The sequence below is a fragment of the Peribacillus phoenicis genome (assembly GCF_047238085.1).
In the GTDB taxonomy this organism is placed as follows: Bacteria; Bacillota; Bacilli; order Bacillales; family DSM-1321; genus Peribacillus.
Genome location: NZ_JBDFMF010000001.1, coordinates 1,514,062 through 1,528,238, shown reverse-complemented (window position 1 = coordinate 1,528,238; position 14,177 = coordinate 1,514,062). Strand labels below are relative to the sequence as shown.

13 protein-coding genes are annotated in these 14,177 nt (G+C 37.1%); 4 read left to right on the top strand and 9 right to left on the bottom strand.

The window, feature by feature from the left end; translation table 11 throughout:
* A complete protein-coding gene (locus tag ABC374_RS07400) occupies positions 1-309 on the bottom strand; it encodes a PTS sugar transporter subunit IIB (RefSeq protein ID WP_048684685.1) in 309 nt (102 codons plus the stop codon).
* A 280-nt stretch (positions 310-589) separates the two neighbouring features.
* On the opposite strand from ABC374_RS07400, the gene ABC374_RS07395 reads away from it, so the two are divergent.
* Positions 590-1,306 carry a GntR family transcriptional regulator gene (locus ABC374_RS07395; protein ID WP_350302834.1) on the top strand — a complete coding sequence of 239 codons (717 nt, stop codon included), beginning with the start codon at positions 590-592 and terminating at the stop codon, positions 1,304-1,306.
* A gap of 594 nt (positions 1,307-1,900) precedes the next feature.
* On the opposite strand, the gene ABC374_RS07390 is transcribed toward ABC374_RS07395, so the two are convergent.
* The gene (locus ABC374_RS07390) at positions 1,901-2,635 is read right to left on the bottom strand and encodes an alpha/beta fold hydrolase (RefSeq protein WP_413016713.1); all 735 of its coding nucleotides are present in this window, start codon (positions 2,633-2,635) and stop codon (positions 1,901-1,903) included.
* A 650-nt stretch (positions 2,636-3,285) separates the two neighbouring features.
* On the opposite strand from ABC374_RS07390, the gene ABC374_RS07385 reads away from it, so the two are divergent.
* Entirely contained in the window at positions 3,286-3,951 is a 666-nt protein-coding gene (locus ABC374_RS07385; RefSeq protein WP_413016711.1) for a hypothetical protein, read from the top strand.
* A 205-nt stretch (positions 3,952-4,156) separates the two neighbouring features.
* Here the strand turns inward: ABC374_RS07385 and ABC374_RS07380 are convergent, their stop codons facing one another.
* The 4 genes from ABC374_RS07380 to ABC374_RS07365 all read right to left on the bottom strand — a co-directional run bounded on the left by ABC374_RS07380 (position 4,157) and on the right by ABC374_RS07365 (position 8,155).
* The gene (locus ABC374_RS07380; RefSeq protein WP_413020288.1) at positions 4,157-4,765 is read right to left on the bottom strand and encodes an SAM-dependent methyltransferase; all 609 of its coding nucleotides are present in this window, start codon (positions 4,763-4,765) and stop codon (positions 4,157-4,159) included.
* A 109-nt stretch (positions 4,766-4,874) separates the two neighbouring features.
* A complete protein-coding gene (locus ABC374_RS07375) occupies positions 4,875-5,684 on the bottom strand; it encodes an SDR family NAD(P)-dependent oxidoreductase (RefSeq protein WP_413016709.1) in 810 nt (269 codons plus the stop codon).
* Positions 5,685-5,907: 223 nt separating this feature from the next.
* The gene (locus tag ABC374_RS07370; RefSeq protein ID WP_350302063.1) at positions 5,908-6,273 is read right to left on the bottom strand and encodes a hypothetical protein; all 366 of its coding nucleotides are present in this window, start codon (positions 6,271-6,273) and stop codon (positions 5,908-5,910) included.
* Complete coding sequence (locus ABC374_RS07365) at positions 6,263-8,155, bottom strand: OPT family oligopeptide transporter (RefSeq protein WP_230177458.1); 1,893 nt, start codon at positions 8,153-8,155, stop codon at positions 6,263-6,265. Before ABC374_RS07365 ends, ABC374_RS07370 begins: the two co-directional genes overlap by 11 nt.
* Positions 8,156-8,497: 342 nt before the next feature.
* Between ABC374_RS07365 and ABC374_RS07360 the strand changes: the two genes are divergently transcribed.
* Positions 8,498-9,148 (top strand): cupin domain-containing protein, encoded by a 651-nt coding sequence (locus ABC374_RS07360; RefSeq protein ID WP_350302062.1) that lies wholly within the window; start codon positions 8,498-8,500, stop codon positions 9,146-9,148.
* A gap of 570 nt (positions 9,149-9,718) precedes the next feature.
* On the opposite strand, the gene ABC374_RS07355 is transcribed toward ABC374_RS07360, so the two are convergent.
* Complete coding sequence (locus ABC374_RS07355) at positions 9,719-11,407, bottom strand: hypothetical protein (protein WP_413016706.1); 1,689 nt, start codon at positions 11,405-11,407, stop codon at positions 9,719-9,721.
* 320 nt (positions 11,408-11,727) lie between these two features.
* Positions 11,728-11,799 carry an HNH endonuclease gene (locus ABC374_RS07350; RefSeq protein WP_350302832.1) on the bottom strand — a complete coding sequence of 24 codons (72 nt, stop codon included), beginning with the start codon at positions 11,797-11,799 and terminating at the stop codon, positions 11,728-11,730.
* Between the two features lie 321 nt (positions 11,800-12,120).
* Between ABC374_RS07350 and ABC374_RS07345 the strand changes: the two genes are divergently transcribed.
* The gene (locus ABC374_RS07345; protein ID WP_413016704.1) at positions 12,121-12,582 is read left to right on the top strand and encodes an SMI1/KNR4 family protein; all 462 of its coding nucleotides are present in this window, start codon (positions 12,121-12,123) and stop codon (positions 12,580-12,582) included.
* 517 nt (positions 12,583-13,099) lie between these two features.
* On the opposite strand, the gene ABC374_RS07340 is transcribed toward ABC374_RS07345, so the two are convergent.
* Complete coding sequence (locus tag ABC374_RS07340) at positions 13,100-14,176, bottom strand: NAD(P)H-dependent flavin oxidoreductase (protein ID WP_413016702.1); 1,077 nt, start codon at positions 14,174-14,176, stop codon at positions 13,100-13,102.
* Position 14,177: the final 1 nt, after the last annotated feature.

The window sequence follows — 14,177 nt, the reverse complement described above, 5'->3', positions numbered from 1 at the left end:
TTATTCTCCTTTTATTAAAGTAGTGGCTTGTTTTAGCACTTCTTCACCATTACATAGTCCATAGAACATTGGATTGATGGTTGCGACTGGAATACCCTTTTCTTTCCCCGCTTCCTGTAGCTTGGAAAGAAGATATCTAACCTGCGGACCTAATAAAATCACATCGGCCTTATCTATTTCATTGTTCACTTCTGTAGAACCAACCGCCCATATATGACACTCTACCCCTTGTTTTTTAGCACTTTCCTCCATCTTGGTAACTAATAAACTAGTAGACATCCCTGCAGAACAACATAATAAGATATTCATTGAAATTACCCCCCTTTTTAATAATTGATTATTCAGTATTTTTAAGTAAGACTAAATCGCATTTTTATAATAATCGATGTTACTTTTTTATCACTTCCCTTGGAATGAAATGGGTATTATTGCCTCCATACATACATTGTAGTTACAAATTGAAAAAATATCAACACAATTTTTAATTTGTTACTACAAATTTGTGAATTAAAGTTGATTATTGAACTTATCCGAGATAATCTATATGTATATATTGGGAATGAACATAGGAGGAATCACTGTGGAGACCATGAATAAAGAAGCGGCATTGCATTCCATAGTTAAGGAATCGATTATCGATCTCATAAAAAATGGCGAATATCAAACAAATACAAAATTACCGACTGAGGCCGAATTTTGTAAAATATACGGAGTAAGCAGGACAACAGTTCGCACGGCCTTACAGCAATTGAACGTCGAAGGCTACATCTACCGTGTTCAGGGCAAAGGGACTTTCGTTTCGGAAAATAAAGTGAAGCAATTTCTTTCAAGCACGGTTGAAAAGTTTTCTGAGCAAGTCACGATGCAAGGAAAAAACCCTTCTACAAAGGTCATTAGCTTAAAGGTGATTGAAGCAAATGCTACCCTTGCCAAGCTTTTCAAACAAAATATTGGAGACCCCGTAAATAAACTGGAACGGATACGTTACGTAAACGACATCCCCCTTCAATATGAAATTGCTTTTCTCCCTTGGTATAAAACACCCGGGCTTAATATCGAAGCCTGCGAAAAATCACTCTTTAAAGTACTTGAGACACAATTCAATTTAAAAGTAAAAAAAACGGTCGAACACTTGGAGTTTTCACTTGCCGACGATTCCATTTCTGACAAATTGGACGTACCGAACGGCTCACCTTGTTTTTCATTGGAAACTTACACATATGAGAATGACGGATCGGTCATTGAATTCTCAAAAACTCTCTTTAGAGCCGATCGTGCGCACTTTGTCATCGAGCGAAACTATTGAATATTATTATATAAAAATAAGACGGCTGCCTTATTGATTAAGGCAGCCATTTTTTTTGTGTACTACGGCACTTTGATTCTAATTCAGTATGCTCTCACACCGAACCATGATTTTAAAAGAGACTTTTTTATCCTTTACGCTTTACCTTTTTATGGATAAAGCCCTCATTGGATTGAAGAAATTTGCGACACTCCTGCCGAATAACTGGCTAGCCGACACCCCACAGCCGCTTGCATTGATGAGGCCTTGCAGACAGTCGGCGGACAGGGCACGGTAAATTAAGTAATAGTAAGCCTTTTTCTATCGCATAAGTTGAAGTTCGTGAATGAAATCGAGGCAAAACCAAGATTAAAAGAGAAAATCGGAATCCGCTACTGCATTTCACTTCACCTTCCTCAAGGAATTTTGAGGTGTGGTGCTTGTCGTTAAGTCTACATCCCCACCCTTTTTCTGCATACCGGATCCCTTTGGCTCATTGTTTCCAAGTCCAAATAAACTTCAGTATGAAAATGCCCCCAATTAATTCATTGAGGGCATTTCTACATCATCTTAGAATAACGGGTCCTTTTTCTCATGGCTCAAGCTGAATTTTACTTACTCCCCATTCTGATTAAGCCATTTTTTTGTGACAACTATCATTTCTTCTTGTTGTTTCTTAGCTGAGATAGTCGCTTCATTATCTCCCTTTTGCTTTCCGTATACTCCAAATTGACCGTGGTTTCCCCCTGCTATCTTATGCATGTTTGCCTCTTTAGATAGTAAGTGCTTTGTCTCCTCAATCTTCTCTAATGTAGATAGCCCATCATGTTCTGCATATAACGATAGCATAGGAACTTTCATTTTTGAAAAGTCATTTGAGTTACTGGGATATGAACCGAGGAGGATAATCCCTTCCACCTCTTTTGGATTTTCATAAGCATATGCGGAGGCGGCTACTCCTCCTAACGAGTGTCCAGCAACGTACCATTTCTCCACAGCTGGATATGCATCTTTAGCTTCCACCGCTTTATTTTTATCAAACAAAGCGAAATTGAACCTCACATCTGGGATAACGACTGTATATCCATCTTTCGATAATTCTTTTGCATAATATCCGTATGCTTCCGGCTCAACCTTGGCACCTGGATACAGGACAATGCCCACTTTCTTAGTTTTTGTTGGTTCGAATGTGACAAACCCATTTTCCTTTGTTATATTCCCCTTTCCAACTAACGCATACAATTCATCTGATGGCTTGTATGTTTGTTCTGACCATATGTAAAAGCCGCCAAAAGCGATAATCATTAATGCAATTATACTAACGAGAATATATTTAATAACTTTTTTCATTTTTATACCTCACTGTTCCTAATATTTATTTCTAGGTGATGTTACGAACACACACAGCTACTAGTGTTGCTTTTCATTCACCCTGTCCTTATGGGCTATATAAAACGAACTTTACATCTAACTTCCTTCTCTTTTGAATATTTAATGACATCTTCCTCATGTAGACGGATATTTAGGCTGGTCTCGTTTGGATTATCACATATTTACTTGCTGTGCTATGTCTCACCTTATTGGGTGTAACCACGCTGTACGAATCTTCTCTTTCTTTGTTTGGATGCCAGCTATCGATCATTGCCACAAGTTTTTCGGACACGTAGTTCGTCAAGTCCACATTGGGAGTTATTACACAATCTGTGCACGTATTTCAATGGCTGCTTATCAGTAATATCACTATTTATGTGCATTTTTCATGCAATGCTCCCATCCTTGTTTAAATATAAAGTTTCTTATGTAGACCTTTAATACTTATAAAAACCACATATAAAGCCAACCCATTATATTCTCCGATATAGGTATTTACAATCTTACCTGAATATGAATTTCACATTAAACTAAAATTATATTTAAAGGGCACTTTTATTTAAAGTAATTTCTTGTGATATGTTTTGTTCTTTTATAGTATGAAAAAAACAAAATAGGGGGTGAATTAGTTGGATACTATTTTATATTTTTGTTATTCAATCATTTATATTATTCTTTTTATCATGGGAATGATGTTACTTCGACAGGACCGTAAACTCTTTTCGTATTCAAGCTTTCTTCTTCTAGTTACTTTCGGGCTTATCGTGGATAACTTAATTATTGCCTCTGGAAAGTTCATTGGTGATGGCCCTTTGTTAGAGTCATTAAATGCATTACGTTTCTGGAGTCATGGATTTATCACTCCCACATTGATCTTGTTTGGATGGGGAATGGCGAAAAGGATACATATTCCTTTTACAAAAAAAATGATAGCACCCTACTTTTTCCTTTTCCTTACAGCTGGGCTTATCCTCTATGAATTTATTGAAAATATGCATAAGATATTTGTACCAATCTACGAGTATGGTGTTTTAAGATATGTTAGTGAGGAATCTTCAGGCCCGCCTTTAATGGTGCTTATTGTAACCTTTATATTATTGGTGATTAGCATCTACATATTTATAAGAACACGTTGGATTTGGATGCTTTTAGGAGTTATAGTCATGATAGTTGGAAGTGCCATCCCTATTCCCATAGAAAGTTCGGCTGTTACCAATGCATTTGAATTAATTTTTTTATGTTTACTATGGCTTACAAACTATAAACTAGAACCTCGCTCCCCACAAACAAAGTGATTCATCCTTAGAAATAGAAGAGCATAAAACTAAAAGATAGAAAATGGAATAGGAGCATGCAAAAAGAAAAAAAGTAATAAGGATTTTACAATATGCTTTAAATTAAGCACCTTTATTGACTTCACTCTTTGCACCCAAGCATCAATAAATATCGCTTGGGTGCTTCTAATATTTGCTTGATTATCACCAAAAAACGAGTATCCATTCAAATTAACAATTGGTATATGACGAATTTCTCAAATGGATTAGATTCTGTCAAGCCAGGTAACATCACTTCGTTTTTCAGCTCGAAGGCGGTTTGATTTTCGAGGAAAAAAATATAATCCTGTGAAGCATAATATAATATCAGTTCGATTTGGCGCGGTTCTTTTTCAAAGGAAAGCAAAATGTTATTGGTGATTTTCATGAAAATCTGTACCGAGAACGGATTAAAGAAATAAAAACGATTGTCTTTCGTATCAATATCATATTCTTCTGCCAAGCAACAGTGGAATTCTATATTGCCATCGATGTTTTTCCTTTTCTTCACGTAGTCATTCAGATTCTCGATCGCTTCTTTATAGAAATTTTCATTCATCTCCACGCCAACCACAGATGATTGATATAAATGATGGATGAAAAAATTCAAGCGGCCTTTACCGCATCCAAAATCCACAATGCGATCATTTCTTTTCAGTGCATATTTTTTGAATAAATGTTCTAATGCGCTGTAAGGCGTAGGTTCGTATCGGTGATAATGCAAGGAATCATTGAATTTTTTTTGTTCACCTTCTGTTTTGATGTTCAGCATTTCGTCATAATTCGTTTCTTCCATTGTTAATGCACCTGCTTTATGGTTTTTCAATAAAGGGCTTCCTAACTAAAAACCCCGGAAAGGTTGATCTTATCCAGGGTAAGGTTTTGTTGTAGGTATGTCCAGACAATTAATTGGATTTTGCTTTAGTTACATAATCATTAAAATCAGAGATGCTTGGGTTGGCCATATAATGACCGCCTTCCACTTGGATCGTCTGACCTGTAATGAATTTGGACTCATTAGATGCAAGGAATAGAACGGTATAACCGATATCATCCGCTTCACCATGATATGGCAATGCATTAAATTTGGCAAAAATATCGAGTACGGCAGGAGGCATATTATTTTTCGCTGCAGGAGTTAAAATAAGGCCCGGTGCCACTCCATTACAACGAATATGATCTTTACCATACTGTGCAGCGATATAACGGGTCAAATTCACTACCCCCGCTTTGGACGCACCATATGCAGATCGTACGGAGTCACCTGTAAATCCAGCCATGGAGGCCGTATTGATTATCGACCCTCCTCCCGCTTTAATCATATAAGGAATCGCAAACCTGCTTCCTAATAGCACACTTTTTAAATTCACATCCATGAGTCGGTCCCATTCTTCCAAATCTAAATTCACGACATCCAGATCTTTATGCAAGTTAGTTAAACCCACATTATTAACAAGTACCGTAACCGTTCCATATTGTTCAATTGTAAAGTCGACTGCTGCCTGGATGGAAGCTGCTTGTCCAGCATCCAAGAATACTCCAGCCGCTTCCCCACCTTGTTTTTTAATGTTTTCAGCCGCTTCTTTCGCTCCTGCTTCGTTAAAATCAGCAATCACGACTTTTGCGCCTTCTTTAGCCATTAGTGTGGATATGGATAACCCTATACCTGAAGCTCCACCTGTCACTAATGCTACTTTACCTTGTACTCTTCCCATAATAACCCACCTGCTCTTCATAATATGAATATTCTTGTACTATTAATCATGACTAATAGTACAAGAATACAACGTATATAAAGTTATTACAAATAATTATACTCAGAGTTCATTTTCGTAAAAATACAGATTATTAGAATGTCGTAAACTATGAAAATTTTTGATTTTTATCAAATTTAAAACAGAAAAAAGCTGAAGCATCCAAAAGAGCTTCAGCTTTTTTTCATTTTTCTTCTTCATCATCCCATATGATCCAATCATGAACCTCAAGAATTTCCAGGAATTTCATCAACCTCGGTAAGGTTGGTTCTGCTTCCTCTCCAAAATGTTCACTCATCGCTTCAGAAATCTGATTTACATTTCTTTGGAACTCCATCTGTTTAATGGCATATGCCCCAAACTTATCAAGCTTGATTTTACGGACTGATGGTTGTTTAAAGAAACGAATTGTAATTCGTTCCACAAAATTGGTCCTTTGAATGACTAAAAAAGTTGCTTCCGAAGATTCTTGTACCATAGTGACGCGTTTTTCCAAAAGGGGAACCATGGTTAACAGGTTCCTCTTTTTTGATTGGCGTTTACGAAGCATCTTCTTTTTTCCCTTTGCTGGATACGAACCATAGCAATCCAGCTAGAGCAAGGAATAGTAGGAAAGGTAGCAAATTGCTGGCTAATTTAGCCGCAGCCGGAACTTGGACACCTGCTGCTATCAATATGGCAATAAGTACACCAATCAATGATTCACCCGCTATTAAACCAGATGCAAATAATACTCCTCTATCAACCCGTGCTTTAAGCGCTTCTTTTGTTTTCGAGAAGAACTCAACGAAGAAACGAATAAATCCACCGATCATGATTGGGGCACTAGTATGAACCGGCAAGTATATGCCGACAGCAACAACAAGTGAATTTAGACCGAAAAATTCTAATGTGATCGAAATAGCCGCACCGATAAAGATGAGTGTCCAAGGTAAGTCTCCTCCAAGAACACCTTCAGCAAGTATTTTCATTAGTGCCGCTTTAGGTGCAGGCAGTTCTGCAGATCCCATCGTATATGCGTTATCCATCAGAACCAGGATAAAACCAATGACAGAAGCTGATGCAACAACACCGATCATCATGGCAACTTGTTGTTTCCATGGTGTTCCGCCGACGATATATCCTGTTTTTAGATCTTGAGAAACATCACCTGAAACCGCAAGTGCCGTACAAATGATCGCAGCGACGGTTAAAGCGGCTACCATCCCCGTCGTACCAGTAAAACCAGTAGCTTTATAGACAATCGCTACAATCAATAGTGTGGCTATCGTCATTCCTGAGACTGGGGAAGAAGAACTTCCGACGATCCCAACAACCCTTGAAGCTACTGTCACGAATAAAAACCCAAAAATCGCAATTGCAATCGCACCGATGATTCCTACATCCGTGATAGGTGTGAAAGCAATGATTAAAATAACGATGATCGTTCCCAGCCAAACGTATTTAGCCGGTATGTCTTGTTCTGTACGGATCGAACCTGATTTTAGTTGCCCTTTATTGGCTTTTACACCTTTAAGAGTATCGAAAACTGAACTGAAAAGTATTGGTAATGTTTTGATCAATGTGATCAATCCGCCAGTTGCAACGGCACCAGCACCAATGTAGCGTATATAATTATCCCAAATTCCCCATGCATCCAATTCACCGATCGGTACTTCAGAAGGGAAAATGGCTGTTCCATTGCTTCCGCCAAAAAAGCTGATGGCCGGTATTAGAACAACCCAGGCTAATAAACCCCCACCTAGCATTTGTCCTGCAACACGAGGTCCAATAATATAACCTACACCCAAAAGGGAAGGAAAGGCATCAAGACCAACCACCGCATTTTTAAAATTCGTGATTCCTGTTTCAACCTCTGTCTTGAAAAGCTTAAACCCATCACCAAGCCCTTTAACCACACCGCCGATAACCAAACCGGCTCCGATTAGTTTCGCGCTTGTACCACCCTTTTCTCCTGACTTCAGGACCTCGGCACATGCTGTACCTTCAGGATAAGGTAATGTTTCATGTTCCCTTACAATTAAAAGCTGGCGAAGGGGAACCATCATGAAGACCCCTAAAAATCCCCCAGTTAAAACAACGAAAATGATGAATGCTTGACTGACGTCCATGTCCCACATAAATAATGCTGGAATGGTAAATACAGCACCGGCACCAATAGCCTCACCTGCCGTGGTCATCGTTTGCACAATATTGTTTTCTAATATTGAATCCCTGCGAAAAACCCCTCTTAAAATAGCCATTGAAATTACCGCCGCGGGTATTGAAGCAGAGACAGTTAAACCAATAAGTAGGCCTAAGTATGCATTTGCCGCCCCGAATACGATTGCAAGAATGATCCCTAGAATGATTGCAGTTGCAGTCAATTCCGGTAGAGATTTAGATGCAGAGACGTACGGGACGAATTTACTCTCTTTTGAATTGTTCGACAATTTAGCCACTTCCTATGTTAAACTTTAAAATCACAGAGAACATTATATCACTGTAATTTAAAGTCATGCAATGGGAAAATTACGCTTAGCAAAAGTTTGATTATATCAAAAATTCAGTTTAGTAGATTCGGTTTTAAAATATATAAAAATAATATTATTCTAATAACCATCGGTTTTTGGCTATTCGTTACACGAAGTCACTGCCTATCATTCATTCAATGACAGTATCTTCAATACTCCTTATTAGCTCCATAGGCAAATAACCCACTGGGTTATTGCACATTAAAATGAGATCTAACATATCCTGAAAAATCAAGTCTTAAAAAAAGGAATGATAAATTCATGGTCTCCTATATGGACTATACTTCACCATCCACACAATACTTTTTCGATATTAATAAAAGCAATTTAATGAAAAAAGACAATCAAAACTATATAAATGTATTAGGTATCAAACAATTGAACACACTCGAAAATGTTTCATTATTAGATATTTACCTTAGTACAGACAATGTCGTAGAACCGCATTATCACCAAAATGCAGCAGAGCTCGTGTATTGCATTTCTGGAGCGGCAACCGTTTCATTACTGAATCCTTTTACAAAGCAAATACAAAATTATCCCATTAAACCCGGTCAAGTAGCCAACGTCCCACAAGGTTGGTGGCATTATGAAGTGGCTAATACGGATAATACTCATTTGCTCGCCATTTTTAATGCACCAACACCTGAGGTGATCCTCGGTTCCGATATCTTGAAATTGACGCCTGCAAATATTATGGCACATACTTATTGCATGGATGAAAACCAATGGAAAAAAGCAATTGCACCGGTTCAGCCATCAACATTCATCGGTCCGCCAGCCAACTGCCATCGAGCGGCCGAAGAAGACATGCAGCAATATCCGCAATATAATAATTCCTATGGTAATCAAATGTATACTGCCCCGGCATACAATTATCATTACCAGCCAAATCCCCCATATTATTATTGAAGATAACGTGGGGAAGCCGTTTACCCTGATCAAGGCCTTTCCCCCTTCATGTCATGGATGACGTCTATAAATCGAAAAAAGCAATGGAGAAACCTATTACATTAGGGTTCTCCATTGCTTTTTTCATAATCCGCTTAAAAAGCCGAATTCATTTACTCCAATAACTTACATCTTGGTGCATGGTTTATGAGCATTATCACTCCTATACACACTTAGATACAATTGGTCATTATACATTTTATATATATTCTATCGAGTTTCTTCTTATAATATAAGAAATTCTAAATTGCTCTCCCTAATACAGCAACAGATTATTCACTTCATTTTTGCGGTTGTCTCCATTCCCTTTGTATCCTAAGAGGCTTTCAGTCGATATCCTTATATCATTAACATTTCATGAAGAATACAGCTCTGAACAATCTTCTTCATCGCCTAAAAAGAGACACTCCCTATTTGAGTGTCTCCCTTTTTCTTTATTCCCCATGATATAAATTTTTAATACCAAATTTTCTCCCCTTGCTTTGTAAGCCGCTAATCCTTTTTGATAATACACTCTACTCTTCTAATATGCTATTCTGCTTTAAATGTTTTTTTCACTTTGTCGCTTTCATTCATTCCAGGGCGTGTCACGGTTACATAAACTGATCCTGAGCCCTTACCTAACTGCTTAACCGTAATGGTTGCAGAGGAAGAAGTTGATGTTTTTTTTGATAGATACTTCCCGGAGGATGAATATAGTTTTACAACATCGCTTTTTTTCAATCCTTTGACTATTACTGAATCTGACTTTCCTTTATTATTCTTAACCGTAATGTTGGAAACGCTTGGCTTAGGTGTCTTCGGTTCAGCTTTAAACGATACCTTTACTCTTGAACTCTCAAGCATACCACTCCGGATGTTTGACACATAAATAAAACCGGCATTTTTTCCTAATTGTTTGATGTTAAAAGTTGTAGTGGAACCTGAAACAGGTTTAGATGTAGCAAATAGCTTTCCTTTCGAATCGAACAACTTCACTACATCGCCTTTAGCCAGGGTACTCACTTTCACGCTATCTGATTTGCCTACATAATTTGTTATTTGTACCGACTTACTGCTGATTGACGGCGTTGGGACTTTTACAGCCAGTTGGTATCTATAATTAAGAGCGTCTGAATAATCGTCCACCGATATATAATACCGCCCTGCCGGAAGAGAGTACCTCTTCGATTCTATACCGTTTGCAAACTGGTCATACTTCGTATGAAACGATCCCACTTCATCACCGTTTGAATTATAAAGGCTCATATTCCAACTGACAGATGGCTTCCTTCCCATCTCTAGAGATACACTTGATGGTTTTGATAGGAAAAAAGTAAAATAATCGGCGTCACCGTAACTTTGGAGGTGCCCGTAATAGTTTTTGCCCAACCCAATACTGTTTGCCTGCTGGGCGTTGTTATTGAATTCTTTTTCATAGGTAGTTGACTTTGCAAACTTCACGGTAAAGGCATAGGGCTGGTGAATTGAATCGAAATAATCTTCAATATGAATTAAATACTCTCCTTTAGGTAGCCCGACCGTCCGTTCCGTCGGTTTTGTGACGTTTGAAGAATATTCAGTCGTCAGCTCACTAAGCACTTCCCCTTCTTTATTTAATATGCTCGCTTCCCATCCGACATCAGCTTTTTGACTCATATTGAGAGTAACTGCCCCATCTTCAGGGAGGGTGAATCTAAAATAATCCTCATCGCTATAATTTTGTATCTCACCAACATAAGGAGTATTCAAATTAATTCGGTTTGCTACACTCGAACTGTTGTTGAATTCGTATTCCACATTTGCATTTTCTGAAAAATTAACAGTAAAATAATATGTTTTATTAATAGAATCAGTATAATCTTCAATATGTATGTAATAAGTACCAGCAGGCAATCCTACTTTCCTTGCCGACACACCCATCGCTTTATTGCTGTAATCAGTTGTTCCACCTGTAAACTCATTTCCACTACCATCTAAGATTTCAAATTCCCATGCATATCCCGGATAGTTATTCATGTTAAAGGTGACTTGTCCCGGTTTAGTCAACGTGAATTTCCAATAATCTTCATAATCTCCATTTCCATTAAGGATGGCATGGTTAACAGCATTTACATTGATTGGCTTTGCTGCTTGCATTGAATCAAGTCCAACGTTTGCAGAAACGTTCATGCCTCCGTTAATCAGGATTAGACTTAGAACGGTAAATAATGCACTTGCTACCATTAAGTATTTTTTCATTGATACATTCCTCCTATGACATTCTACTCACATTTTATAATTCTACCATGTTTCACAACTTATTTCCCATCTTTTTTATCTAATGGAATTATTTAGATTGGATACTTTTTGTACTTACGTTGCCTATTACTAACGCGGGAAAAATGTTCTTCACTATTATTAGGAATTCACTTAACAGATTGTTTATAGACCCCTTTTTAAAGTTTATTACTCTCGTTTTTATAAATCTCAATAGCAAGTTTATAAATTATTCTCGCTATTAATCGATGATACTTATTTCACTAAAAAAGCTTAGGATAAGAAATTTTGCTATTAATAGCTCAAATTGACTTATCGAATAATTGCATTAGCCCTCTTTGTTGATGATGGTGCCAAACAAAGCCCTTAAGGATTATTTCCTATTTTTCATAAGATACTTTAATGATGGATTTACTTCCGCTGCCAATGCTAAATTAATATTACAATGCCTATCTTGGGTTTAACTAGTAAATTTCCAATATTCCTCTTATACCTTACCTGTGCATATTCCTTAAATTCCGGAAAACCATATTTATCAAACGGGACTTTTGTAATAGATTGAGATTTACTAGCTAAATGCCCATATAGATCCTTTTAAAAGTCTTGACTAGTGTATGTTAAACATATCTCGCAACGTCGCTGCTAGTATTATTTATATTATGTTTAAGTGAAAACAATAAAGGAGAGTGCGATACTTGGAATCTATTTTTGAAGAATTCGAAGATATGGATTTTGATGAATATAAACTAAATGAATTAACAGCAGGAGATATCCTTGATGCTGAAATAAATTTAAACATTAATCTCCCAAAAGAATATATTGAACTATTAAAAATTCAAAATGGGCGATATTTAAAATACAAGGCATTACCAGTGAGTTTTAAAAATTCCTACGCTGATGATCATATTGCTGTAGACTTTCTGTTTGGAATTAAAGAGAATGAAGGAATTTATAAATCAAAATACCTTCTTAATGAATGGGGAATTAAAAAAAAAGATTTTGTAACAATTTCCGGAGATGAACATACGTGGCTTGTATTAGATTATAGAAAAAATAAAGATGAACCAGAAATAACATTTATTGACACTGAAGAGAACAAAATTTCCGTTATCTTTAAGACTTTTAAAGAATTTGTCCAAATACATTGGTGGATATGAGTTATCCGTTGAACGTGCAAAAGAGTTGTGTAAAAGTATAGATACTGAGGACATTTTAGATGGTATAAGCATATGGGTAAGTAGTTATAAAGATTTGACAGAACTCGCATCTACACTGATTATGTTCCTTTAAACTAACTCAGATATATATATTCAAGAAAGCGCATCTCAAAATTTAGTTGAATTAATTACCGATGAGTTTGTAACTGATGAAATCATAATAAGAAAAGCGTTGCGTATTTTAGGCTCTGTAGAAGATAGTGAAATAAATAGTGATATAAAGTATTCACACAAGTTATTACTTGACTTTATAAACAGGAACTAACTCAGTTACTCATGATATACAGGACTCCACTGCAGAAAACTTTTCAAGAGCTCTAGAAAAAAAGAGTATGGACCAATAAATGTTGTCATTTAACTAAAAAAGCAATGGAGAACCCCATTACATAAGGGTTCTCCATTGCTTTTAATTACATGATCCGCTTGAAAAGCTGAATTCTTTTAACCTCGTAACATCTCATAATAGATTTATTTTTTTTGCTTCTGTAATAATATTTTTCATTAATGATACAACAGATTGATTTTTAGCTAATCTTGGGCTCTGGCCAGACCAGAGTGACATGAAGTCTTGATTATTCTGTCCACTGCACGTTTTTCTAATTTCTTGAGTTAATAGGTTTTGAACAGGAAAATCGGGTACAAGCAATTCATGTTCCGACATATCTGCAATAAATTTGTTTTTAATACCTCTTGCCCATTTACCAGAAAAGGCGCGGGTAAAGGTTGTCTGGTCTTCATCAGCATTCAAAATGGCTTCTTTATGTACCTTATGTGCTCCACTTTCGATACATGTCAAGAAAGCTGTACCCATTTGTACACCTTGTGCTCCTAAGCAGAGTGAAGCCATTAATCCTCTTCCATCCATAATTCCGCCCGCAGCAATAACAGGTATGCTTACATTGTCAACAACCTGCGGAATAAGTGACATTAAACCTACCAGGCTCTCCTTATGACCACCAATAAAGTTCCCGCGGTGCCCGCCAGCTTCACTGCCCTGAATAACAACCATATCCATTCCTGCTTTTTCATTTTCAACGGCTTCCCTAACCGTTGTAGCTGTTCCTATAAGAGTGATTTTATGCTGTTTTAATTCATCCATCACTTCCTTGGGAGGAATACCAAATGTAAAGGAACAAATAGATACATTCTCTTCAATGACAACCTTAACCTGTTCAATAAAGCTTTCAAAAATTTTTTTATACTCAGGAATGTCAAAGCTGTCTGTTTGTTCTAAATTTAATTGCTTACGAACAGTGTGTAAAAGCTGGTTAGCTGATTGGACTGCGTCTGACGTTACGTTAAACTCGTTTGGCACGAATAGATTGATGCCAAAAGGGTTTGACGTTAACTGCTTGATTTCTCTAATCTGCTCTCTTGATTGTATTGGTGTCTGATAGCCTGCTCCGATCATTCCAAGTCCCCCAGCATTGGATACCTCGGCCACTAAATTCGAAGTGGTGATCCCGCCAGCCATAGGAGCTTGTATAATAGGATTCTTAATCTTCAAATGCTTCATCATTTCATTATTTAACATC